Consider the following 22949-nt stretch of genomic DNA (forward strand, 5'->3'; position numbering starts at 1 on the left):
GCACCGAAAGTCCGGTGCCTTCCCCGGACTTTCGGTGCAGGAAGTCCGGGGGCGGTGGGGTCACATGCGGAAGACGCCATAGCCGACCTCCTCGAGGGGGGCGTTGGCGCAGGCGGAGAGCGCCAGGCCGAGGACCGTCCGGGTCTGCGCGGGGTCGATGACGCCGTCGTCCCAGAGACGGGCGGTCGCGTAGTACGGGTGGCCCTGCCGCTCGTACTGCTCGCGGATCGGCGCCTTGAACGCCCCCTCGTCCTCAACCGGCCACTCCTCGCCCCGGGCCTCCAGACCGTCGCGCCGCACCTGGGCGAGCACCGAGGCCGCCTGCTCCCCGCCCATCACCGAGATGCGGGCGTTGGGCCAGGTGAAGAGGAAGCGGGGCGAGTACGCCCGGCCGCACATCGAGTAGTTGCCGGCGCCGAAGGAACCGCCGATGACGACGGTCAACTTGGGCACCCGGGCGGTGGCGACGGCGGTGACCATCTTGGCGCCGTGCTTGGCGATGCCCCCGGCCTCGTAGTCGCGGCCGACCATGAACCCGGAGATGTTCTGCAGGAACAGCAGCGGGATCTTCCGGCGGTCGCAGAGCTCGATGAAGTGCGCGCCCTTGAGCGCCGACTCGCTGAACAGCACGCCGTTGTTGGCGATGATCCCGACCGGGTGGCCGTGCAGCCGGGCGAAGCCGGTGACCAGCGTGGAGCCGTAGAGCGGCTTGAACTCGGCGAAGCGGCTGCCGTCGACCAGCCGGGCGATGACCTCGCGGACGTCGTAGGGCGTGCGCGGGTCCGGCGGCACGACCTCGACCACCGATTCCGGCGGGTGGAGCGGCTCCTCCACCGGGTCGACGTCCCAGGGGCGGGGCTCGCGCGGGCCGAGGGTGCCGACGATCTGGCGGACGATCTGCAGCGCGTGCGCGTCGTCGTCGGCCAGGTGGTCGGTGACCCCGCTGACCCGGCTGTGCAGGTCGCCCCCACCGAGGTCCTCGGCCGTGACCACCTCACCGGTCGCGGCCTTCACCAGCGGCGGGCCGCCCAGGAAGATCGTGCCCTGCCCGCGGACGATGACGGCCTCGTCGCTCATGGCCGGCACGTACGCCCCGCCGGCGGTGCAGGAGCCGAGGACGGCGGCGATCTGCGCGATGCCCGCCTTGGACAGGTTGGCCTGGTTGAAGAAGATCCGGCCGAAGTGGTCGCGGTCGGGGAAGACGTCGTCCTGCATCGGCAGGAACGCCCCGCCGGAGTCGACCAGGTAGATGCACGGCAGCCGGTTGGCCAGCGCCACCTCCTGCGCGCGGAGGTGCTTCTTCACCGTCATCGGGTAGTAGGTGCCGCCCTTGACGGTGGCGTCGTTGGCGACGACGACGCACTCGCGCCCGGCCACCCGGCCGATGCCGGTGATGATCCCGGCGGCCGGGGCGTCGCCGTCGTAGAGACCGTGCGCCGCCAGCGGGCTGAGCTCCAGGAACGGGCTGCCGGGGTCGAGCAGCGCGTCCACCCGCTCGCGGGGCAGCAGCTTGCCGCGGGACACGTGCCGCTCGCGGGCACGCTCGCCGCCACCGAGGGCCGCCGTGCGCAGCTGATCGGCGAGATCAGCCGCCAGCGCGGCGTGCGCCGCGGCGTTGCGGGCCGCGGTGGCAGGATCGGGCGACGTCGAACGGGAGAGCACCGGCGCGTCCACGCCTGGAGGTTAACCATCGTTCACAGGAGTGGGCCAGCCCAGGCGGCGGCGGACTTAACCGCCGTTCACCGGCGGCTACGATCCGGGGCGTGACGACGACCGGCCCGGCGCGGGACACCGCCCTGCACGCCGACGCCGACCGGCCGTCGCGGCGCGAGCAGATCCTGCAGGCCGCGGCGCAGTTGTTCGCCGAGCGCGGCTCGCGCGCGGTGGGTGTCGACGACGTCGGCGCGGCCGTCGGTGTGACCGGCCCGGCGATCTACCGGCACTTCGCCGGCAAGGACGCGATGCTCGCCGAGATGCTGCTGCGGATCAGCGAGCGCCTGCTGGCCGGCGGGAGGGAGCGGGTGGCCGCCGCCGGTGCCGACCCCGCGGCCCAGCTCCGGGCGCTGATCGCCTTCCAGGTCGAGTTCGCCCTGGGGAACCCCGCGCTGATCACCGTCCACGACCGCGACCTCGGCTCCCTGGCCGAGGCGGACGCCGCCCAGGTGCGCCGGCTCCAGCGCCGCTACGTGGAGGTGTGGGTGGCGGTGCTGGCGCGGCTGCACCCGGCCGCGGACGCCGCCGCCTGCCGCGTCCGCGCGCACGCGGTCTTCGGCCTGATCAACTCCACCCCGCACAGCGCCGGGCAGCTCGACCGGGCCGCGACGGCCACGCTGCTCACCGGCATGGCCGAGGCCGCCGCCCGGGCCTGGTAGGCCCGCGGCTCAGTCCGGGAGCGCGGGGGTGGCGAGGGAGAGCCCGTCGGTGGCGATCTTGTCGATCTCGGCGTCCGTGCCGCCGGCCGACGGGGCCACCCAGGCGCTCTCCACGATGGTGACCGTCGGGCCGGAGACCGCGCTGGCGTACTCGGCGCCGGTCAGCTTCTCCGGACCACCGGGGTAGCGCACGCCCTCGCCGAGCAGGTCGCTGACGTTGCCGCTGCCGTTGGTGTCGGCGCGTCCCCGCAGGTCCCGGGCCGCGGCGGTGTCGGGCATCCGCACCCGCGAGACCGAGACGACGACGTCCCGCCCGCCGACCTGCGCGGAGTACAGCGCGCGGGACAGGCCCGTGCAGTCCGACCCCTGGAAGTACTCCGCGATCTGGCCGTAGGCGTGGCCGACGCAGGACTCCTCGACCTCGGCGGCCTGCACGGTGAAGCCCACGCCGCCGATCTCCTGGACGCTGCCGATCGCGGGGGCGGTCGGGCCCGGCTCCTCCGTCGACGCCTCCGGTGCCGCCGCGCCCTCGCCGTCGTCCCGGCCGGCCAGCCCGAGGCCGGCGCCGACGCCCCCAGCGACGAGGAGGACCACGGCGGCGGCGACCAGCAGCGCGCGGCGGGTGCGCCCGGTCTTCCCGGCGCCCGAGTCGTCGGGATCGGGAGCGCGGTCCCAGAAGTGCTGCGGTGCCGGCTGGGCGATCGCCGGGACGTCCGGGGCGGCGGGCGCCGCCTGCTGGGACGGCAGGACGCTGGTGCGCGGCGGAGCCGGCGCCGCGTCGGGCTCGCCGCCGGCGAACAGCCCGCCGATGCCCTCGTCGCCCGGCGGCGGCGCGGAGGGCCCGTCGACGGCCACGGTGTCGCGGGTGCCGGCCGCTCCGGCTGCGCGCTCGCCCGGCGCGTCGATGGCGACGGTGTCCCCGCCCGGCGCCGGCTGAGCGGCCGGGGCCCCGACGGCGGCTGCGGCGTGCGCGGCGGCCACGGAGGCGGCCACCGCCTGGTCGATGGACGCACGGGTCGGGCCGGCGGCCGGCGCGACCGGCTGGGGTGTGGTCGTCGGCGTCGAGGGCGGCGCGGGGGGCGCGGGGGGCACGGCGCCGGGCGAGGCCGCCATCGCCGCCGGGGTGAGCAGCTGCGGGCGGCGCAGCACGTAGGGCGAGTAGGGGAAGCCCTCGCCGTTGAGCTCCTCGACGGAGGGCCCGCGGCCCTGCAGGCCCAGCGCCTCCAGGGCGGCCCGCACATCGGCCGTCGTCCACAGGCGGGGGTTGTCGACGCCGGTGTAGCGGCTGGCACGGGCGAAGCCGAGCAGCAGCGAGCGGGTCTCGAGCAGGGCCACCTGGTCGCCCTCGCCGAGGTCGCCGTCAGCGGGCAGCAGGCCGTCGAGATCGCCGGCGAGCACGGTCAGCCGGGCGATGCGGCCGGGCTCCAGGCCGGCCCGGCGGAGCCGCATCGCGGTCTCCATCCCCGCGCGCATGAGCCCGTCCAGCGGCGTGGACCCACCGCCGGCGAGCTGGAGGACCGCTCCTCCGGTGCCCGCGGGGCCGATCGTCCACGGGCCCTCCGGAGACGCGTTGACGACGCCGGTCTGCCGGGCCACCTCGGCCACGCGGATCACGGCGATGCCCTCCGGCACGAAGAGGATCGCGTCGGAGAGCCGGCGCTGGAGCGGGCCGTCGGCGAAGGGGATCGCCGCCACGACCGCGCCGCGCACGGCGTTGCCGGAGTCCCACCGCACCAGCTCCGAGAAGAAGGCGCGTTCCCCGTCCGTCTGCGGTGGCAGCGGGGTGAGGGGCAGCACGTCGGTCCTCCGGGCGGGTTGGGGGCGGCCTCGCGGCACCGGTCGCGGCCGGGAGTCGAGCGTCCCGGCGTCCCCTCGACGCTACGTCACGTCACGGTCCGGTCTCGGGGACCGCGCCGGATCCCGCGCGAATCACACGCCCCCCACGGGACGACGCGCCCGGCGTCCGCGGAGCTCTGCGTCGGTGGCGTTGCGTAGTGTCGGTCGCCGTGGCTGACAGCGCAGGACACCTGGTCTGGATCGACTGCGAGATGACCGGGCTCGACCTCGTCGAGGACAAGCTCATCGAGGTGGCGGTGCTCATCACCGACTCCGAGCTCAACGTCCTGGACCCGGGTCTGGACCTCATCATCAGCGCCGACGACGCCGCCCTCGACGGCATGAACGAGGTCGTCCGGACGATGCACGAGAAGTCGGGGCTGACCGAGGAGGTGCGCGCCTCCACGCTCACCGTGGCCGAGGCCGAGCAGCAGGTCCTCGCCTACATCAAGCGCTGGGTGCCCGAGCGCCGGACGGCTCCGCTGTGCGGCAACTCGATCGGCACCGACCGCGGGTTCCTCGCCCGCGACATGCCCGAGCTGGACGACCACCTGCACTACCGCATGATCGACGTCTCCTCGGTCAAGGAGCTCGCCCGCCGCTGGTTCCCCCGCGTCTACTTCGGGCAGCCGGCGAAGGGCCTGGCGCACCGCGCGCTGGCCGACATCATCGAGTCGGTGCGGGAGCTGGCCTACTACCGCCGCACGGTGTTCGTGGACTCGCCCGGGCCGAGCAGCAGCCAGGCGAAGAAGGCGGCCGCCGAGGTCGTCGGCGGCTTCGCCGCACTGCTCGACGGTGACGAGAAGGCGCCCGCTCCCGGAGCCTGAGGCGCGCCGCTCCCCCGGCCTCGCCGGGCCGCGCGAGCGCTCCGGTATCGTTGCGTCGGTTCCCCTCCCTGCTCGCCCAGGGAGGAGGACATGGTGGGTGTAGCTCAGTCGGTAGAGCACCAGGTTGTGATCCTGGGTGTCGCGGGTTCGAGCCCCGTCACTCACCCCATCCGGCGAAGGCCCTGGTCAGGTAACTGACCAGGGCCTTTCCACGTCCCCGGGTATCCGCAGGGGCATGCAGATGTGGATGGGCACCACGGCGTCGGGCCGGTACTCATTGACCGGAGGGTCGACCGCGCGGGAAGGTGCAGGTCAGCCCGCCGGGCGTCGTCCACGCGCGTCCGACCCGTCGCCCCCGCCGTCCGCCCGTCACCTGGAGCACCTCCTGACCGTCGCCGTCGACCGTCCCGGCACCAGCGCCACGGCGTCGACGACCACCGGCCTCCTCGGGCTCGCCGGGCTCACGTCGCTCGGCGCCGGGGCGATCCACGCCGCCGCCATCGGGGTCCACAGCGAGCACCGGTCAGCCGTTGTGGCGTTCACCGCCGTCGCCGCCCTCCAGCTGGCGTGGGGCGTCCTGGCGCTCGTCCGCGGCACCCGCCTCGTCGCCGTCCTCGGCCTGCTGATCGGGACGGGCGTGCTCGCCGGCTGGGCCCTCGCCAAGGTGAGCGGCATCTCCTTCATCGCGGGCCTCGACGAGGCCGAGCCCCTCCAGACGGCGGACGGCCTGGCCGCCGGCCTCGCCCTCACGTCGGTGCTCGCCCTCGGCGCCGCCCTGTGGACGTGGCGCAGCGCCCGCCCCGGGCTGCGGGCGCCGCTGCCACTCATGGCCGTCGGCGTCACCGCCCTCACCGTGTTCGGCATGGTGACGGCCGGCTCGCACGCGCACGCCGCCGGAGACGGCCACGGCTCGGTCGCCGCCGGCCACCACGCCGACGGGGCCGGGGCCGCGGACCACGTCCAGGACGCCTCGGCGGCCACCGTGCCCTACGACCCCACCAAGCCGATCGACCTGAGCGGCGTCGAGGGCGTCACCCCCGAGCAGCAGGCCGCGGCCGAGAACGTCATCGCCGTGACCCTCCACGGCCTCCCGCAGTGGGCCGACCCGACCTACGCCGAGGCCAACGGGTTCCACTCCATCGGCGACGGCTTCACGGGCATCGAGCACCTGATGAACGAGGCCAACATGGACGACGACGTCATCCTCGACCCGGACGTCCCCGAGTCCCTCGTGTACGACACGAGCGGCGGCGGTCGCCGGCTGGTGGCGGCGATGTACATGCTCAAGCGGGGCACGCCTCTCGAGCAGGCCCCCGACCTCGGCGGCAACCTCATGCAGTGGCACACCCACGACAACCTCTGCTACAACGCGGAGGGCAAGGTCCGGGGGATCACGGATGCGAGCGGCGCCTGCCGGGCGGGCCTCGTCAAGCCGGTCGAGACGCCGATGATCCACGTGTGGCTGGAGCCGCACCCGTGCGGGCCGTTCGCGGCGCTCGAGGGCATCGCCGGCGGCCGGATCCCCGACGGCGAAGAGGTCCTCTGCGACCACGCCCACGGCGACTGACCGACGCGGCCGGGTACGGCTGCTCGCCCGCAGCCATCAGGGGGCAGCTCGGGGCAACCGGGGCGATCACACCGCTGCGGGACGACGAGAGACGACACGGGTCCTCCATCCGTTTCCGGCGCCGCCCGTGCCACGGGCGCGACCCGCCTGACCCCTTCGATGGGCGGCGTCGGCGGGGCGCCCGGCCTGCCCTGTCATGCCGCGGCCACACCTCTTGCCCAGATACCCCATAGGGGTATAGTGACGAACGCGAGACGCAGCAGCGCCACCCCCTCCCCGGGTCCGGGGCGGCGACGGCATCCGACGCAGGAGTTGCAGGTCATGTCAGATCCCACGAACCGCTCCGCTCACGACCACGCCGCACACCGGGATGAGCCCGCGCACGGCCGAACCCACGGGCAGGGCATGCCCGCCACCGGCGGCGAGGGCGGTGCGCCTTCCACCGTCGAGGACCCGATGCGGGCCGCGCACGAGAACCACGGCGGCCACGGGACGGGGCACGGCGGCGGCGACCACGTGGCGATGTTCCGCCGGCTGTTCTGGCTGATGCTGGCGCTGTCGGTGCCGACGGTGCTGCTCAGCGACATGTTCGCCGACATCGTGGGCTACACGCTGCCCGACGTCCCCGGCCTGGACTGGGTCTCCCCCCTGCTGGGCACGGTCATCTACGTCTGGGGCGGGCGGCCGTTCCTCACCGGCGCGATCGGTGAGATCCGGGTCCGCAAGCCCGGGATGATGCTGCTCATCGGCATGGCCATCACGGTGGCCTTCGTCGCCTCCTGGGGCTCCACGGTCGGGCTGCTCTCCCACGAGCTGGACTTCTGGTGGGAGCTGGCGCTGCTGATCGTCATCATGCTGCTCGGGCACTGGCTGGAGATGCGGTCGCTGGCCCAGACCTCCTCGGCGCTGGACTCCCTGGCCGCACTGCTGCCCGACGAGGCGGAGAAGGTCGTCGGCGACCAGGTGGTCACCGTGCCGCCGGCCGAGCTGGCCCTCGGCGACGTGGTGATCGTCCGCCCGGGCGGGCGGGTGCCGGCCGACGGGCAGGTCGTCGACGGCACCGCCGACGTCGACGAGTCGATGATCACCGGGGAGTCCAAGCCGGTGCGCCGCGGCCCCGGGGACACCGTGGTGGCCGGCACCGTGGCCACCGACACCGCGATCCGGGTCCGGGTCGCCGCAGTCGGCGAGGACACCGCGCTGGCCGGCATCCAGCGGCTCGTCGCCGAGGCGCAGTCCTCCACCACCCGCGTGCAACTGCTCGCCGACCGGGCCGCCGGCTGGCTGTTCTGGTTCGCCATCGCCGCCGCCGCGATCACCGCCGTCGTCTGGACCGTCAACGGCACCCCGGAGGACGCGCTGACCCGCGTCGTCACGGTGCTGGTCATCGCGTGCCCGCACGCGCTGGGCCTGGCCATCCCGCTGGTCGTGTCGATCTCCACCGAGCGGGCCGCCCGCGGTGGGGTGCTGGTCAAGGACCGCGGCGCGATGGAGCGGATGCGCACCATCGACACCGTGCTGTTCGACAAGACCGGCACGCTGACCCGCGGCGAGCCGGCGGTCAACCACATCGCCGGCGCCGGCCTGGACGACGACGAGGTGCTGGCCCTGGCCGCAGCAGCGGAGGCCGACAGCGAGCACCCGCTGGCCCGCGCGATCGTCGCCGCCGCCGGCCACCGCGGCCTGACCGTCGCGCCGGCGACCGAGTTCCGTGCGTCGGCCGCCGTCGGGGTCACCGCCACCGTCGACGGGCGCACCGTCGCCGTCGGCGGACCGAACCTGCTGGCCGAGCACGACCTGAGCCCGCTCCCGGACACCGGATCGTGGGCGAGGGATGGCGCGACCGTCCTGCACGTGCTGGTCGACGGGCACGTCGTCGGCGCACTCGGTCTGGCCGACGAGGTCCGGCCGGAGTCCCGCGAGGCGGTCGACGCGCTGCACGCCCTGGGCGTCGAGGTCGTCATGATCACCGGCGACGCCGAGCCGGTCGCCCGCGTGGTCGCCGCCGAGCTCGGCATCGACCAGGTGTTCGCCGGCGTGCGCCCGGAGCACAAGGCCGAGAAGGTCGCCGCGCTGCAGCGCCAGGGGCGTGCCGTCGCCTTCACGGGCGACGGCGTGAACGACGCCCCCGCGCTCGCCCAGGCCGACGTCGGCATCGCGATCGGCGCGGGCACCGACGTCGCGATCGCCTCCGCCGGGATCATCCTCGCCTCGTCCGACCCCCGCTCGGTGCTGTCGGTCATCCGGCTGTCGCGGGCCAGCTACCGGAAGATGCAGCAGAACCTGTGGGCCGGGGCCGGCTACAACCTGATCGCGGTGCCGCTGGCCGCCGGGGTCCTCGCTCCGATCGGGTTCATCCTGCCGATGGAGGTCGGCGCGCTGCTGATGAGCCTGTCCACCGTCGTCGTGGCGTCCAACGCCCAGCTGCTGCGGCGACTGGACCTGCGACCGGAGGCCGGCGTCGCCGAGGCCACCGCCGGCCGCGCGGCCCGGACCCGGGGTGCGGCCACGGACGCCCGGCCGGCCACCGCCGACCGGCACTGATCGAGCCCGGACACCCGGGCACCGTGGGTGCCGGGCGGCCGCTCCGGCCGTCGTAGCCTCGGACGGAAAGGGGGGTGGGCATGGCGGCACGAGGATGGACGGCGTTGTTCCTGCTGGCCGCCGTCTTCGCGTTGCACGGCCTGCAGTGCACGGCCGCCGGCACCGACCATGCAGCCGGACACGGCGTCGTCACGGGCACCCTGGCCCCTGCCGGGCTGCTCGGCGGCGGCGCGCTCACCAGCGCGACGGCCACGCCGGCCGACGCGCACGGCGCCCACGCCGACCCCCTCGCGACGATCGTCGCCGCTGCTCCCACGGCGGGCCTGCTCGCTGCCGGACACGGGAGCACGCCGGTCGGGCCGGGTGGTCACCTGTGGACGCTGTGCCTGGCCGTGCTCGCCGCCGGCCTGGCCGTGCTGCTCGTCTCGCTGCTGCCCCGCACCCCCGCGCTGCCCGGCCCGCCTCGGGCGCGCCTGCGCACCCGACTCCCCACCGGCCTGGCACCGCTCCAGCCACCGGACCTGCACGCCCTCTGCTTGCTGCGGACCTAGGCCCGCCGACCCCACCGCCCCGCCCAGCCCGCGCTGGCCCGGCGGCGGTGTGCGCGCACGCCCACCGGTCCACTTCCGCAGCAAGGAGATCTCCGCCATGACCCGAACCACCGCACGCCTGACCGGCCTCACCGCCGCCCTGTTCGCCGGCGCTCTCGTCCTCGCCGGCTGCGCCGACGACGACTCCGACGCCGCCGGGCACGGCTCGATGACGCACGGCAGCAGCGCCTCGGCCGGCTCGTCGGCCGAGCAGGCCGAGTTCAACGACGCCGACGTCGCGTTCGCCCGCGAGATGATTCCCCACCACCGGCAGGCGATCGCCATGGCCGAGTTGGCCCAGGGCCGCGCCGCCGACCCGCGGGTGCTCGACCTGGCGGCCCGCATCCAGGCAGCGCAGGATCCCGAGATCGAGACGATGACCGGTTGGCTGCACGACTGGGACGCCGACGCCGGTCACATGGACGACTCCATGGGCGGCATGGACCACGGCGAGGGCGGAATGATGTCGGAGGGCGACATGCAGGCCCTGATGGCCGCCACCGGGCCGGAGTTCGACCGCCTCTTCCTGTCCGGGATGATCGCCCACCACCAGGGCGCCGTGCGGATGGCGACCGAGGAAGCGGAGAACGGGCGCGCCACCGAGGCGCTCGCGCTCGCCCGGTCCATCGACGACAGCCAGAACGCCGAGATCGCCGAGATGCAGCAGTTGCTCACCGAACTCGGCGGCTGACCAGGCCACGGCGGGGTGCTGCGGGACACCGCTGGACCCCGCCGTGCCGCCTCGTCACGCCCGGTCGGGACCAACGTCGACCGGAACCGGGACCAGTGGCGATGCTCCTGTCGCCGCGCCCGCGGCAGGGTCGGTCGACGGTCGGACGTGAGGCGGACCGCGAACGGAGGGCACATGACCGCTACCGGGTCGCCGGCGCACGGGCTTCCTCGGCTGCTGTCGGGGAAGGACCTGACGGGGTGGTTCGAATCGGCGCTGCTGGTGGTCACGGTGGCGTTGCTGGGAGCCGGCGGCGTCGCGTGGTCGGTGGGCGCGGGCCGGTGGGACGACGTCCTGTGGGCCGCCGCCACGGTGGTCGCCCTCGTGCCCGCCATCGGGTGGGTCGTGACCGCGCTGCTGCGGCGGACGCTCGGCGTCGACCTGATCGCGGTGCTCGCACTGCTGGGCACCCTGGCCGTGGGCGAGTACCTGGCCGGCGCGCTGATCGCGGTGATGCTGGCGACCGGCCGCACCCTGGACGCGGCCGCGCAGCGGCGGGCGACCCAGGATCTGCGCGCGCTGCTGGAGCGGGCACCGCGATCCGCGCGGCGCCGGGTCGGGGACGTCGTGACCGAGGTTCCCGTCGATGACGTGGTCGTGGGCGACGTCGTGCTCGTGGGTCCGGGCGAGGTGCTGCCGGTGGACGGCGTCGTGTCGGGCACCCCCGCGGTGCTGGACGAGTCGGCGCTCACCGGGGAACCGGAACTGGTCGAGCGCGCCCCCGGTGAACCTGTCCGCAGCGGCACCCTCAACGCCGGGGGCGGCCTCGAGATCTGTTGCACCGCACCGGCGGCGCAGAGCACCTACGCCGGCATCGTGGCGCTGGTCCGGCAGACCGGCGCCGAGAACGCGCCGGTGATCAGGCTGGCGGACCGGTTCGCCGCCTGGTTCCTGCCGCTCTCGCTCGCCGTGGCCGCGCTGGCCTGGGCGCTGAGTGGCTCACCGGAACGCGCTGTGGCGGTCCTCGTGGTCGCGACCCCCTGCCCGTTGTTGCTGGCGGCACCGGTTGCGATCGTGTCCGGCCTGTCGCGCGCCTCGCGGCTCGGCGTCGTGATCCGGAGCGGCGGCGCGCTGGAGAACCTCGGCCATGCATCGACACTGGTGCTGGACAAGACGGGCACGCTGACCGCCGGCCGGCCGGCGGTCACGGAGGTGGTGACCGATCCGGACCGCCCGGCGACGGAGGTGCTGCGGCTGGCGGCCTCGGCGGACCAGTTGTCCCCACACGTGCTCGCCGAAGCCGTCGTCGCCGAGGCGCGGGTCCGGGGCCTGACGCTCTCCATGCCGCGGGACGTGCGGGAGGAGCCCGGCCGCGGCGTCACGGCCACCGTCGACGACAGGGCGGTGCGGGTCGGCAAGCGCGACACCGTTCCGGAGGCCCCGTGGGCACGGACGGCGGTCAATCGCGCCGGCCTCGACGGCTGCACGCTCGTCTGGGTGGAGGTCGACGACCGGCCGGTCGGCGCGATCCTGCTGAAGGACCCGCTCCGGACCGATGCCGGCCGCACGCTCCGCCGTCTGCGCTCGGCCGGCATCCACCGGCTGGTGATGCTCACCGGCGACCGGCCCGAACCGGCGCGGGAGGTCGGTGCCGCGCTCGGCCTCGACGAGGTGCGGGCTCGGCAGACGCCGGCCGACAAGGTCGACGCCGTCCGCACCGAGCAGCAGCGCGCGGTGACGGTCATGGTCGGCGACGGCCTGAACGACGCGCCGGCCCTGGCGGCCGCCACGGTCGGGGTGGCGATGGGCGCCCGCGGGGCGACGGCGTCGTCGGAGGCCGCCGACGTCGTCCTGACCACGGATCGGCTCGACCGGTTGGCCGACGCCATGGAGATCGCCCGGTACGCCCGGGGGATCGCCGTGCAGAGCGCGGCCGTCGGGATGGGCCTGTCACTGGCGGCGATGGCCCTGGCCGCCGCCGGACTGCTGCCGCCGACGGCCGGGGCGCTGCTCCAGGAGGGCATCGACGTCGCCGTCATCCTCAATGCGCTCCGTGCGCTGCGCGGCGGGCGGATCGGCGGCCATCCCGTTCGGCCGGCGACCGAGGTGCTGCTCCGCCGCTTCGCCGCCGAGCACGACGAGCTCCGCCAGGTCCTCCCCCTGGTGCGCGCGGCCGCCGACGAACTGAGCAACGGTCCCGGGCCGCGCGCCGTCGAGGCACTCCACCGGGCGCGGACCGCCCTGGTCGAGCGTCTGGTGCCGCACGAGGAGGCCGAGGAGGCCGAGCTCTACCCCTCGCTGGCCCGGACCCTCGGAAGCAGCGAGGCCGTGGCACCGATGAGCCGCGCGCACGCCGAGATCGGCCGGCTCACCCGCCGGCTGCAGACCCATCTCGATGCCCTCGACGAGGGTGGCGATCTCGACCAGGAGCGCCAGCAGGACCTCTTGGCCTGTCTGTACGGACTGCATGCACTCCTCCAGCTGCACTACGTGCAGGAGGAGGAGAACTTCTTCGCCCTCGCCGCCGGGCCACCGCGCGACGAGCGGTGATGCGGTGAACCCGGCCCGGCTGCGCTGGGCGCGGACCGGGCAGGCGGCTCTCGCGGACGCCGGGTCCGACCCGGACCCGAGACCCGGACAGCGATCTTGCACATACCCCCGGGGGTATGTAGCCTTCCTGCAATGGACATCCCCCAGGGCGACCTCGCCGACGTCGTCAAGCGCCTCAAGCGCATCGAGGGTCAGATCGGCGGCGTCGTCCGCATGATCGAGGACGGGCGCGACTGTTCCGCGGTCGTCACCCAGCTCGCCGCCGCCTCCAAGGCGCTGCGCAAGGCCGGCTTCGCCGTCGTCTCCAGCGGGATGCGCCACTGCTCGACCAACGAGGACGGCGAGACCCGCGAGGTCGACCTGCGCGAGCTCGAGCGCCTGTTCCTCTCCCTCGCCTGATCACCACCACTCCCCCTGGAGTCGCCATGAACCCGTCGATCCCCCAGCTCACCCCCGCCGAAGCAGCCGACCGCACCGAGGCCGTCGTGCTCGACGTCCGCGAGGCCGCCGAGCTGCCCGAGGGCCGGATCGCCGGCAGCACCCACATCCCGCTGGGCCAGCTGCCCGCCCGCGTCTTCGAGCTCGACCGGGCCCGCCCGGTCATCACCGTCTGTCGCAGCGGCGGACGCAGCTCGCAGGCCGCGCAGTTCCTCGCCGGCCAGGGCTACGACGTCGCCAACCTCGACGGCGGCATGACGCAGTGGATCGCCGACGGGCGTCCCACCGTCTGACCCCTCTTGCTCTATCCCGCTCGTACCCCTGCCCCGTACCGTACCGAGGAGCCCCCGTGCAGATCGACATCATCGAGACCACCGGTCTCGGCGACCGCAGCTACCTGGTCAGTGACAGCGGGGTCGGTGTCGTGATCGACCCCCAGCGCGACATCGACCGCGTGCTGGCCCTGACCGAGAAGCGCGGCGTGCGCATCGCGCTGGTGCTGGAGACCCACCTGCACAACGACTACCTGACCGGCGGCCTCGAGCTCTCCGGACGGGTCGGCGCCGACTACGTCGTCCCGGCGGGCGACTCCGTCGCCTACGAGCGGGTGCCGGCCGCCGACGGCGACGTGCTCGAGGCCGGCCCGATGCGGCTGCGCGTGCTGCACACCCCCGGGCACACGCACCACCACGTCAGCTACGTGCTCGCCGACGCCGACGGTGCCGTGCAGGCGGTGTTCACCGGCGGTTCCATGCTCTACGGCTCGACCGGCCGCACCGACCTGGTCGGTCCCGAGCACACCGACGAGCTCACCCACGCCCAGTACCGCTCGGTCCGGCGACTGGCCGACGAGCTGCCGGGCGGCACCCCGGTGTTCCCCACCCATGGCTTCGGCAGCTTCTGCTCCGCCACCCCGACCAGCGGCGACTCCTCCACCGTCGGCGACCAGGCGGCGGTGAACCCGGCGCTGACCCAGGACGAGCAGTCGTTCGTCGACGAGCTGATCGCGGGCCTCACCGCGATCCCCGCCTGGTACAGCCACATGGGGCCGGGCAACGCCGCCGGCCCGGCGCCGGTGGACCTGTCCGCGCCGCGACCGGTCGACCCGGCCGAGCTGGCCGGCCGGCTGGCCGCCGGCGAGTGGGTGATCGACCTGCGGACCCGCACCGCGTTCGCCGCCGGGCACCTCCCCGGGGCGCTGAACTTCGAGCTGGCCATCGCCAACTTCGTCACCTACGTCGGCTGGCTGGTGCCCTGGGGCGCTCCGCTGACCCTGATCGGCGAGACCGAGGAGCAGGTCGCCGAGGCCCGCCGCGAGCTGGTCCGCATCGGCATCGACCGGCTCGCCGGCGCCGCGGTCGGCACCCCCGAGGACCTGACCGCCGGAGAGCAGCCGGTCTCGTACCCGGTCAGCGACTTCGCCGGCCTCGCCGCGGCGGTGGACGCCGACCCCGCGCTGGTCGTCATCGACGCCCGGCGGACCGACGAGCGCGCCGGAGGCGGTGTGCGCGGCTCCCGGCACATCCCGATCCACGAGCTGACCGACCGCATCGACGAGGTCCCCGACGGCGACGTCTGGGTGTACTGCGGCTCGGGATACCGCGCCGCGATCGCCGCGTCGCTGCTCGCCCGCACCGGCCGCCGGCCGGTGCTGGTCGACGGCGGATACGGCGATCCCGACACCGGGGCAGCCGCCGCCGGCCTGCACGACGCATCCGCCATCCGCTGATCTCGGTCCCCCAACCGTCCCCGCCCCACCCGACGAAAGCGATCGCTCCGTGACCACGACGGCCCCCAGCCGCCAGCCCGCTCCCAGCGCCCTGCCCTCCCGCCCCGGTCCGCTCGGGCGGCTGGGGATCTGGGTCACCGCCCACGCCAGGACGACGACCGTCGTCTGGCTGCTGCTCGTCATCGGCCTCGGCTTCTTCGCCCCGCGCGTGGAGGCGGCCCTGTCCGGCGCGGGCTGGCAGGCCGACGGCTCGGAGTCCGTCGCCGTCCGCGAGCTCGCCGTGGACCACTTCGGCGGGAACGCCAGCTCCGCGATCCAGGTCGTCGTGCACGAGTCCGACGGCGCGGTCACCGAGGGCGACGGCGCGGACGTCCTCGCCCGGGCCACCGATCTGCTCGCCGCGGACGACCGCATCGGCGACGTCCTCCAGCCCCAGCCCGGCGCCACGCTGAGCCCGGACGGGTCCACGGCGATCCTGCTCGCCGGCGCGGGCGCCGATCCCAACGAGATGGTGCGCGTCGCCGACGACCTCAAGGCCCCGCTCGAGGAGCTGTCCACCGGGTCGGTCGAGGTCAACCCGACCGGTGCGTCGCTGCTGTGGTCGGACTTCAACGAGGCCAACCTCGACGCGATGCTGAAGTCCGAGATGCTGTCCTGGCCGGTGACCCTCGGCATCCTCGTGCTCGCCTTCGGCGCGCTGGTCGCCGCCGGGCTGCCGCTGCTGCTCACCCTCGCCGGGCTGGTGGCCTCGGCCGGCTCGCTGGTGCTGATCAACGAGATCGTGCCGGTCTCCATCTGGGCCATGAACTTCGCGATGATGTTCGCCCTGGCTCTCGGCATCGACTACGCCCTGTTCCTGGTCGTGCGCTACCGGGCGGCCCGCATGGGCGGCGGCGCGCCACCGGTGCGCGCGATCGCCGAGACCATGGACACCGCGGGCAAGGCCGTGCTGCTCTCGGGCGCGACGGTGCTCGTCTCGCTGTCGGCGGTGATGCTGGTCCCCTCGCCCTCGTTCCGGTCGATGGCCGGCGGCATCATGCTCGCCGTCGTCTTCGTCCTCGCCGCCACCCTGACCCTGCTGCCCCTGGTCCTGTTCAAGCTGGACCTGAAGATCAACCGGATCGCCCTGCCCTGGGTGCGCGCCGGGGAGCACCGCTCCCCCCGGTTCGCCGCGTGGGGCGAGCGCCTGTGGAAGCGCCCGCTGGCCTACGGCATCGGGGCACTGCTGATCCTGCTCGCGCTGGCCGCACCGATCCTGGGCCTGAAGACGGCCATGCCGTCGATCAAGGTGCTCCCGGAGGACGCCAGCGCCCGCGTCGGCTACGACCGGGTGCAGGAGGCCTTCGGGGACGGCGCACCCGGCACCCTGCAGGTCATCGCCGACAGCGGCGACGCCACGGCGGCCACCGCCACGCTGAGCGGGGACCCCGACATCGCGGGTGTCCTGCCGGCCATGCCGGCGACCGACGGCACCGACCTCGTGATGATCCAGGCCGTGCCCACCATGGACCCCTCCGACCCGGCGCTGTCCGCCCTGGTGGACCGGCTGCGCGCCGACCTGCCCGTCTCCGCCCAGGTCGGCGGCGCCCCGGTGGAGAACCTCGATCTCAAGGCCCAGCTGGACGAGTCCACCCCGTTGGTCATCGGCGTGGTGCTCGTGCTCGGCTTCCTGCTCCTGCTCATCGCGCTGCAGGCGCCGCTGATCTCCCTGCTGGGCACCCTGGCCAGCCTGCTGTCCACCGCCGCCGCGTTCGGTGTCGCCCGGCTGATCTTCCAGGAAGGCTTCGGGGCCGGCTTCTTCGGATTCGAGAGCCAGGGCTTCCTCGACGCCTGGGCCCCGGTGTTCTTCTTCGCGATGATCTTCGCGATCGCGATGGACTACACCGTGTTCCTGCTGGCCAGCGCCAAGGAGCACTACGAGCGCTCCGGAGACGCCCGCGAGGCCATGATCGGCTCCCTCGCCCACTCCGGCCGGGTCATCTTCGCCGCCGGCGCGGTCATGGTCGCGGTGTTCTTCACCTTCGCCCTGTCCGGGCCGCTGCCACCCAAGGAGATGGGGATCATCCTCGGCGTCGCCGTGCTGCTGGACGCCTTCCTCGTCCGCCTCGTGCTGCTGCCCGTGATGCTCCGGCTCACCGGCGCAGCCGCCTGGTGGAGCCCGGCCTGGCTCACCCGGGTGCTGCCGAACATCCGCTTCGCCCACGACTGACCACCGGCCCGACGGCGAACCCGACCACCGACACCGACACCGACACCGACACGAGGAGATCCACCATGTGCCGAGCGGCAACCTGCAGCACCTGCGGCAAGACCACCTGGGCCGGATGCGGCCAGCACGTCGACCAGGTCATGGCCCGCGTCCCCAGCGCCCAGCGCTGCCCGGGCCACCCCCGCCCCGAGCGGTCCGGGGGCTGGCTGAGCACACTGCTCCGCCGCCGCTGATGGCCGCGCCACCCGGCGTCGGTCTGCTGGGCTGAGCAACCGTCCCCCCACAACGAGGAGAGGCCCTGGCCGGCTCGACCAGGGCCTCTCCTCGTGCTCCGCGCGTCAGCCGATGCGCAGCGGCAGGGCGCGCGGTCCGCGGATCTGACCCGCCGACCACCGCACGGCCGCGGGGTCGGCGAGGCTGAACTCCGGGATGCGGTCGAGCCAGACGTCCAGCGCCACCGTCAGCTCCATCCGCGCCAGGTGCGAGCCGACGCAGCGGTGGATGCCCAGACCGAAGGCGGCGTGCCGGTTCACCTCGCGGTCGATGAGCACCTCGTCGGCATGCTCGAAGCGCTCCGGGTCGCGGTTGGCGGACGGGAAGGGCAGCAGGACCCAGTCCGCCTTCTTCATCTGGACGCCGCCCAGCTCCACGTCCTCCTTGACCAGGCGCGCCATGGTGACCGGCGCGTAGGCGCGGAGGAACTCCTCGACCGCCTTCGGTCGCAGGGAGCGGTCCGCCACCAGCCGCTTGCGGTCCTCCGGGTTCTTCGCCAGGTGCCACAGCGAGGAACCGATCGCGCTCCACGTCGTGTCGATGCCGGCGATGAGCAGCAGGGTCATGGTGCCGACCACGTGCTGCGGGGACAGCCGCTGCCCGTACAGCTCGGCGTTGAGGAGGTAGGTCGTGAGGTCCTCCCGCGGGTTGTCCAGGTGGTCGCGGACCTGCTCGAACAGGTAGTCCGACAGCGCCATCCCTCTCGCCTGGCGCTCCTCGAGCGGTCCGTTCGCTCCCTCGAGCGCGTTCTCGACGAAGTGCGCGAACTTCTCGCTGTCCTCCTGCGGGAATCCGAGCATGTCGGCGATGACCCGCATGGGGATGTACATGCCGTAGTCGGTCGCGGCGTCCACGACGTCCCGGCCGGCGAGGCCGTCGATCAGCGAGTGGCAGAACGCCTCGGTGGTCACCGCCTGCTTGGCGACGTTGGCCTTGGTGAACGCCGGCAGCAGGAGCTTGCGCGCGTCGTGGTGGAACGGCGGGTCCGAGGAGATCGGCGGGGCCAGGCCCACCGGGGCCACGTCGAGCGGCGGCCGGACGTTGCTCACGATGATCGCCCGGGAGGTGAAGTGCTCGGTGTCGTAGGCGATCGCCTGGACGTCCTCGTACCGCGTGGGCAACCACGCGCCCCCGAAGCGCTCGGTGTGCGCGACCGGGCACCGCTCCCGGAGGTCGTCCCAGATCTCGATGGCGTTCTCGGCGTACTCGGGTTCCAGGTGGGAGAAGTCGGTGGTCCAGTCGGACACCGGCCCGGTGATGATCTCGTTGAACGTGCCGAGCTGGGCCTGCGCGATGCGCTGCGCCCGGGCCTCCTCGGTGAACCGGTCGTCGACGGTCATGCCCGGGCCTCCTCGTGGACGAGCACGGCGGACTCGGGGCAGTTGGCCGCCGCGAGCCGGGCGTCGCCCTCCCGGTCGGCGGGCACGTCCCGGTCGGCGGTGAGGTCGGTCAGGACCGCGTAGCCCTCCTCGTCCTCCCCGAACAGGTCAGGAGCGAGGTCGTAGCAGCGGCCGTGGCCCTGACACCTCGCAGGATCGATGCTGACTCTCATGTGCGGATTCCGATCTGTTCGCCGGTGCGGACGGGTTCGAGGCTGGTGACGACACGGATGAGGAGCTCGGTCCACTCCCGGTCGTCGACGTCGTGCAGGTCGGGGCCGATGAGCGTGGTGCCGGCCGCCAGGGCGAGGCAGAAGTGCGCCACCGCCTCGGGCGAGAGCGCGGGATCCAGCTCCCCGCGGGCCTGGCCGTCCCGGACGAGGGCGACGAGCCAACCGGCTCGCTCGGCGGTGTAGTCGCGCAGCGCCGACGCCACCTCGGCGTGGTGCCGGGCCGCGACGAGCGCCTCGACCGCGAGGAAGGACTCGGGGTCCTGCCGTCGGCGCAGGGCCGCTCCCGTCTGGAGCAGGAGGTCGGCCACCGACCTGCTGGGGAACCTCGCCACCAGGTCGGCCAGGGGCCGGCGGCCGTGCACCCGCAGGGCACCGATGAGCAGGTCGGCCCGCGAGGTGAAGTAGCAGTAGAGCGCGCTGTTGCTGAGCCCGGCGGCGCGGGCGATGTCGGCCACGCGGGTGCCGTCGTAGCCGCGGGCGGCGAAGACGTCCGCCGCGGCCCGCAGGAGGCGGCGACGTGTCTCATCGGCGTTCGCACCGACGGTCCGCCCCATGCCCGAAATGAAATGTGATTCAGTTCACTTAGTCAAGAGCTCCGGTCGCGCGGCGTGGATCCGCACGTCGCGCGGCACCGTCGCAGCCGAGGACGGCCGCAGGCTCGGGAGCGCATGAACAATTCGTGACATCGGGGGATCCGTACGCGACGCGGGGTAGGCCGCAGGGGCCGGCGGATCCCGGGGCGTCGAGGCGGCGCCCACCGACCGGCGCGAGGAGGCGAGGACCGTGACCGTTGCCGGCCAGATGCTGGAGACCTACCCGAAGGACCTCGGGGGCGTGGATCGCGACAAGCTGCGGGAGTGCATCGAGGCATGCGTCGAGTGCGCGCAGGCGTGCACGGCGTGCGCGGATGCATGCCTCAGCGAGGACATGGTCGCCGAGCTGACGAAGTGCATCCGCACCAACCTCGACTGCGCGGACGTCTGCGACGCCACCGGCCGGGTGCTCTCCCGCCGCACCGGATACGACGCCACCCTGACCCGCGCGGTGCTCGAGGCCTGCGCGGCTGCCTGCAAGGCGTGCGGTGACGAGTGCGGGCAGCACGCCTCGATGCACGAGCACTGCCGGGTGTGCGCGGAGGCGTGCCGTCGCTGCGAGCGGGCCTGCCGGGAGCTCATCGCCGCCCTGGGTTGAGCCCCCAGGGCGGTCAGCCGATGCGCAGCGGCAGCGCCCGGGGACCACGGATCTGGCCGGTCGACCAGCGCACCGCGGCCGGGTCCGCCAGCGTGAACTCCGGGATCCGGTCCAGCCACACGTCGAGCGCCACCCGCAGCTCCATCCGCGCCAGGTGGGAACCGACGCAGCGGTGGATGCCCAGACCGAAGGCCGCGTGCCGGTTGACCTCGCGGTCGATGAGCACCTCGTCGGCCCGCTCGAAGCGCTCGGGGTCGCGGTTCGCGGCCGGGAAGGGCAGCAGCACCCAGTCCTCGGCCTTCATCTCGACACCGCCGAAGGAGATGTCCTCCTTCACCAGCCGGGCCATGGTCACCGGGGCATAGGCGCGGAGGAACTCCTCCACCCCCGTCGCCCGGACGGCCGGCTCCTCGGCCATCCGGCGACGGTCCTCCGGGTGCTGCGCCAGGTGCCACAGCGAGGCCCCGATCGCACTCCACGTGGTGTCGATGCCGGCGATGAGCAGCAGCGCCATCGTGCCGGCGACGTGCTGCGGCTCCAGCTTCTGCCCGTACAGCTCCGCGTTGATCAGGTGGGTCGTCAGGTCGTCCCGCGGGTGCGCCAGGTGGTCCTGGATCTGCTCGAGCAGGTAGTCGAAGAGCTGGTCGGGCTGCTGCTCGCGCTCCTCGAGCGGGGTGTTGATCCCCTCGAGGGCGTCCTCGACGAAGTGCTTGAACCGGTCGCTGTCCGCCGTCGGGAATCCGAGCATGTCGGCGATGACCCGGATCGGGATGTGCATGCCGTACTCCGTCGCCGCGTCCACGACGTCCCGGCCGGCGAACCCGTCGATCAGCGAGTGGCAGAACGCCTCCGTCGTCACCGCCTGCTTGGCGACGTTCGCCTTCGTGAACGCCGGCAGCAGCAGCTTGCGGGCGTCGTGGTGGAACGGCGGGTCCGACGAGATGGGCGGCTCGCCGCCGACCGGCGCCAGGTCCAGCGGCGGCCGGTAGTTGCCCGCGATGATCGCCCGCGAGCTGAAGTGCTCGGTGTCGTAGGCGATCGCCTGGACGTCCTCGTACCGCGTGGGCAGCCAGGCGCCCCCGAAGCGCTCGGTGCGCGCGATCGGGCACCGGACGCGGAGGTCCGCCCAGATCTCGATCGCGCGCTCGGCGTACTCCGGCTCGGTGTGCGAGAAGTCGGTGGTCCAGTCGGACACCGGCCCGGTCACGATCTCGTTCCAGGTGCCCAGGTCCTCCCGCTCGGCCTGCTGCTCGCGGAAGTCCTCGGTGAACCTGTCGTCGACCGTCATGCCCCGAAATGGAATGTGGTTCAGTTCACCCCGTCAAGGGCTTCGGCCCTGGTCCGGGGAACGACGCACGAGGAGAGCACGTGGCCAACCACGGCGACTGGCAGTTCGGCATCTACTTCAACGGACTGGTCGGCCAGAAGCCGACGCTGCCCATGGAGTACGGCGCCCTCGAGCGCGCCGCCGAGGCCGCCATGACCGAGGAGGTCTGGTCCTACGTGGCCGGCGGCGCCGGGAACGAGCACACCCAGCGCGCCAACGTCACCGCGTTCGAGCGCTGGGGCCTCATGCCCCGGATGCTGGCCGGCGCCGCGCAGCGCGAGCTGGGCGTCGAGATCTTCGGCCGGCAGCTGCCGACGCCGCTGATGCTCGCGCCGGTCGGCGTCATCGGCATCTGCGAACCCGAGGGGCACGGCGACCTCACCACCGCGCGCGCCGCGGCCGCGACCGGCGTCCCGATGATCGCCTCGACGCTCATGCAGGACCCCCTGGAGGACGTCGCCGCCGCTCTCGGGGACACCCCCGGTTGGTTCCAGCTCTACCCGCCGAACGACCGCGAGCTCACCGAGAGCCTGGTCCGGCGGGCCGAGGCGGCCGGGTACCAGGCGATCGTCATCACCCTCGACACGCTCGCCCTGGGCTGGCGGCCACGGGACCTGACGATCGCCAGCTTCCCGCAGCTCACCGGGCTCTGCCTGGCCAACTACACCTCCGACCCGGTGTTCCGCTCCCGGCTGGACGCTCCCCCGGAGGAGGACCCGCAGGCCGCCACCGGCCTGTGGGCCCGGATCTTCGGCAACCAGAGCCTGAGCTGGGACGACCTCGCCTGGTTCCGCTCTCTCACCTCGCTGCCGATCCTGCTCAAGGGCATCTGCTCCCCCGACGACGCGCGCCGCGCCGTCGACGCCGGCATGGACGGCATCTACTGCTCCAACCACGGCGGCCGCCAGGCCAACGGCGGCCTCCCGGCGATCGACTGCCTCGCCGACGTCGTGGACGCCGCAGGTGACGCCCCGGTGATCTTCGACAGCGGGATCCGCGGCGGGCCGGACGTGGTCAAGGCGCTCGCCATGGGCGCGCGGGCAGTCGCGGTCGGGCGTCCGTACGCCTACGGCCTCGCGGTCGGCGGCCAGGAGGGCATCGAGCACGTGCTGCGCTCCCTGCTCGCGGAGATCGACCTGACGATGGCCGTCGACGGCTATCCGACGATCGCCTCCCTGACGCGCGACGCGCTGCGTCCCGTCCGGTGAGGCGGG

At 73.8% G+C, this 22949-nt stretch carries 20 protein-coding genes and 1 tRNA gene; 15 read left to right on the forward strand and 6 right to left on the reverse strand.

Translation table 11 applies throughout. The features are described from left to right. Positions 1-60: 60 nt before the first annotated feature. A complete protein-coding gene (locus CRP29_RS00590) occupies positions 61-1674 on the reverse strand; it encodes a carboxyl transferase domain-containing protein (RefSeq protein WP_097193144.1) in 1614 nt (537 codons plus the stop codon). 89 nt (positions 1675-1763) lie between these two features. Between CRP29_RS00590 and CRP29_RS00595 the strand changes: the two genes are divergently transcribed. After that, complete coding sequence (locus CRP29_RS00595) at positions 1764-2372, forward strand: SACE_7040 family transcriptional regulator (RefSeq protein ID WP_176522774.1); 609 nt, start codon at positions 1764-1766, stop codon at positions 2370-2372. 9 nt (positions 2373-2381) lie between these two features. On the opposite strand, the gene CRP29_RS00600 is transcribed toward CRP29_RS00595, so the two are convergent. Further along, a complete protein-coding gene (locus CRP29_RS00600; RefSeq protein WP_097193145.1) occupies positions 2382-4169 on the reverse strand; it encodes a hypothetical protein in 1788 nt (595 codons plus the stop codon). 209 nt (positions 4170-4378) lie between these two features. Here CRP29_RS00600 and orn point away from each other — a divergent pair, with 209 nt between their 5' ends. From orn to CRP29_RS22515, 12 genes are all read left to right on the forward strand, one after another. Continuing rightward, complete coding sequence (gene orn / locus CRP29_RS00605) at positions 4379-5035, forward strand: oligoribonuclease (protein WP_097194003.1); 657 nt, start codon at positions 4379-4381, stop codon at positions 5033-5035. 93 nt (positions 5036-5128) lie between these two features. Further along, positions 5129-5204, forward strand: a tRNA-His gene (locus tag CRP29_RS00610). A 66-nt stretch (positions 5205-5270) separates the two neighbouring features. Continuing rightward, positions 5271-6602 carry a hypothetical protein gene (locus CRP29_RS00615; RefSeq protein WP_097193146.1) on the forward strand — a complete coding sequence of 444 codons (1332 nt, stop codon included), beginning with the start codon at positions 5271-5273 and terminating at the stop codon, positions 6600-6602. 405 nt (positions 6603-7007) lie between these two features. Beyond that, positions 7008-9146 (forward strand): heavy metal translocating P-type ATPase, encoded by a 2139-nt coding sequence (locus CRP29_RS00620; RefSeq protein ID WP_245852231.1) that lies wholly within the window; start codon positions 7008-7010, stop codon positions 9144-9146. Positions 9147-9226: 80 nt separating this feature from the next. Further along, positions 9227-9697, forward strand: a complete 471-nt coding sequence (locus CRP29_RS00625) for a hypothetical protein (protein WP_141437018.1) — start codon at positions 9227-9229, stop codon at positions 9695-9697. Positions 9698-9794: 97 nt separating this feature from the next. Then, complete coding sequence (locus CRP29_RS00630; RefSeq protein WP_097193148.1) at positions 9795-10427, forward strand: DUF305 domain-containing protein; 633 nt, start codon at positions 9795-9797, stop codon at positions 10425-10427. A gap of 174 nt (positions 10428-10601) precedes the next feature. Next, entirely contained in the window at positions 10602-12956 is a 2355-nt protein-coding gene (locus CRP29_RS00635; RefSeq protein WP_097193149.1) for a heavy metal translocating P-type ATPase, read from the forward strand. Between the two features lie 132 nt (positions 12957-13088). Beyond that, positions 13089-13355, forward strand: coding sequence for a metal-sensitive transcriptional regulator (locus CRP29_RS00640; protein WP_097193150.1), 267 nt, complete (start codon positions 13089-13091; stop codon positions 13353-13355). Between the two features lie 26 nt (positions 13356-13381). Then, entirely contained in the window at positions 13382-13687 is a 306-nt protein-coding gene (locus CRP29_RS00645; protein ID WP_097193151.1) for a rhodanese-like domain-containing protein, read from the forward strand. Between the two features lie 56 nt (positions 13688-13743). Next, positions 13744-15123 (forward strand): MBL fold metallo-hydrolase, encoded by a 1380-nt coding sequence (locus tag CRP29_RS00650; protein WP_097193152.1) that lies wholly within the window; start codon positions 13744-13746, stop codon positions 15121-15123. Between the two features lie 49 nt (positions 15124-15172). Further along, the gene (locus CRP29_RS00655; RefSeq protein WP_097193153.1) at positions 15173-17332 is read left to right on the forward strand and encodes an MMPL family transporter; all 2160 of its coding nucleotides are present in this window, start codon (positions 15173-15175) and stop codon (positions 17330-17332) included. 65 nt (positions 17333-17397) lie between these two features. Continuing rightward, positions 17398-17565: a hypothetical protein gene (locus CRP29_RS22515; protein ID WP_097193154.1), complete on the forward strand. Its 168-nt coding sequence runs from the start codon at positions 17398-17400 to the stop codon at positions 17563-17565. 105 nt (positions 17566-17670) lie between these two features. Here the strand turns inward: CRP29_RS22515 and CRP29_RS00665 are convergent, their stop codons facing one another. From CRP29_RS00665 to CRP29_RS00675, 3 genes are read right to left on the reverse strand one after another with little or no spacing between them, the layout of a single operon-like run. After that, the gene (locus CRP29_RS00665; protein WP_097193155.1) at positions 17671-18945 is read right to left on the reverse strand and encodes a cytochrome P450; all 1275 of its coding nucleotides are present in this window, start codon (positions 18943-18945) and stop codon (positions 17671-17673) included. After that, positions 18942-19157 (reverse strand): ferredoxin, encoded by a 216-nt coding sequence (locus tag CRP29_RS00670; protein ID WP_097193156.1) that lies wholly within the window; start codon positions 19155-19157, stop codon positions 18942-18944. Before CRP29_RS00670 ends, CRP29_RS00665 begins: the two co-directional genes overlap by 4 nt. Next, a complete protein-coding gene (locus CRP29_RS00675; RefSeq protein WP_097193157.1) occupies positions 19154-19771 on the reverse strand; it encodes a TetR/AcrR family transcriptional regulator in 618 nt (205 codons plus the stop codon). The genes CRP29_RS00670 and CRP29_RS00675 overlap by 4 nt, the downstream gene beginning before the upstream one ends. 229 nt (positions 19772-20000) lie before the next feature. Between CRP29_RS00675 and CRP29_RS00680 the strand changes: the two genes are divergently transcribed. Beyond that, on the forward strand, positions 20001-20408 hold the full coding sequence (locus CRP29_RS00680) for a four-helix bundle copper-binding protein (protein ID WP_097193158.1): 408 nt from the start codon (positions 20001-20003) through the stop codon (positions 20406-20408). 13 nt (positions 20409-20421) lie between these two features. On the opposite strand, the gene CRP29_RS00685 is transcribed toward CRP29_RS00680, so the two are convergent. Further along, the gene (locus tag CRP29_RS00685) at positions 20422-21696 is read right to left on the reverse strand and encodes a cytochrome P450 (RefSeq protein ID WP_097193159.1); all 1275 of its coding nucleotides are present in this window, start codon (positions 21694-21696) and stop codon (positions 20422-20424) included. An 80-nt stretch (positions 21697-21776) separates the two neighbouring features. Here CRP29_RS00685 and CRP29_RS00690 point away from each other — a divergent pair, with 80 nt between their 5' ends. Then, positions 21777-22943 carry an alpha-hydroxy-acid oxidizing protein gene (locus tag CRP29_RS00690; protein WP_217991411.1) on the forward strand — a complete coding sequence of 389 codons (1167 nt, stop codon included), beginning with the start codon at positions 21777-21779 and terminating at the stop codon, positions 22941-22943. The last annotated feature ends 6 nt before the right edge of the window (positions 22944-22949 follow it).

The sequence above is a fragment of the Blastococcus aggregatus genome, assembly GCF_900221005.1.
Classification (GTDB): domain Bacteria; phylum Actinomycetota; class Actinomycetes; order Mycobacteriales; family Geodermatophilaceae; genus Blastococcus; species Blastococcus aggregatus.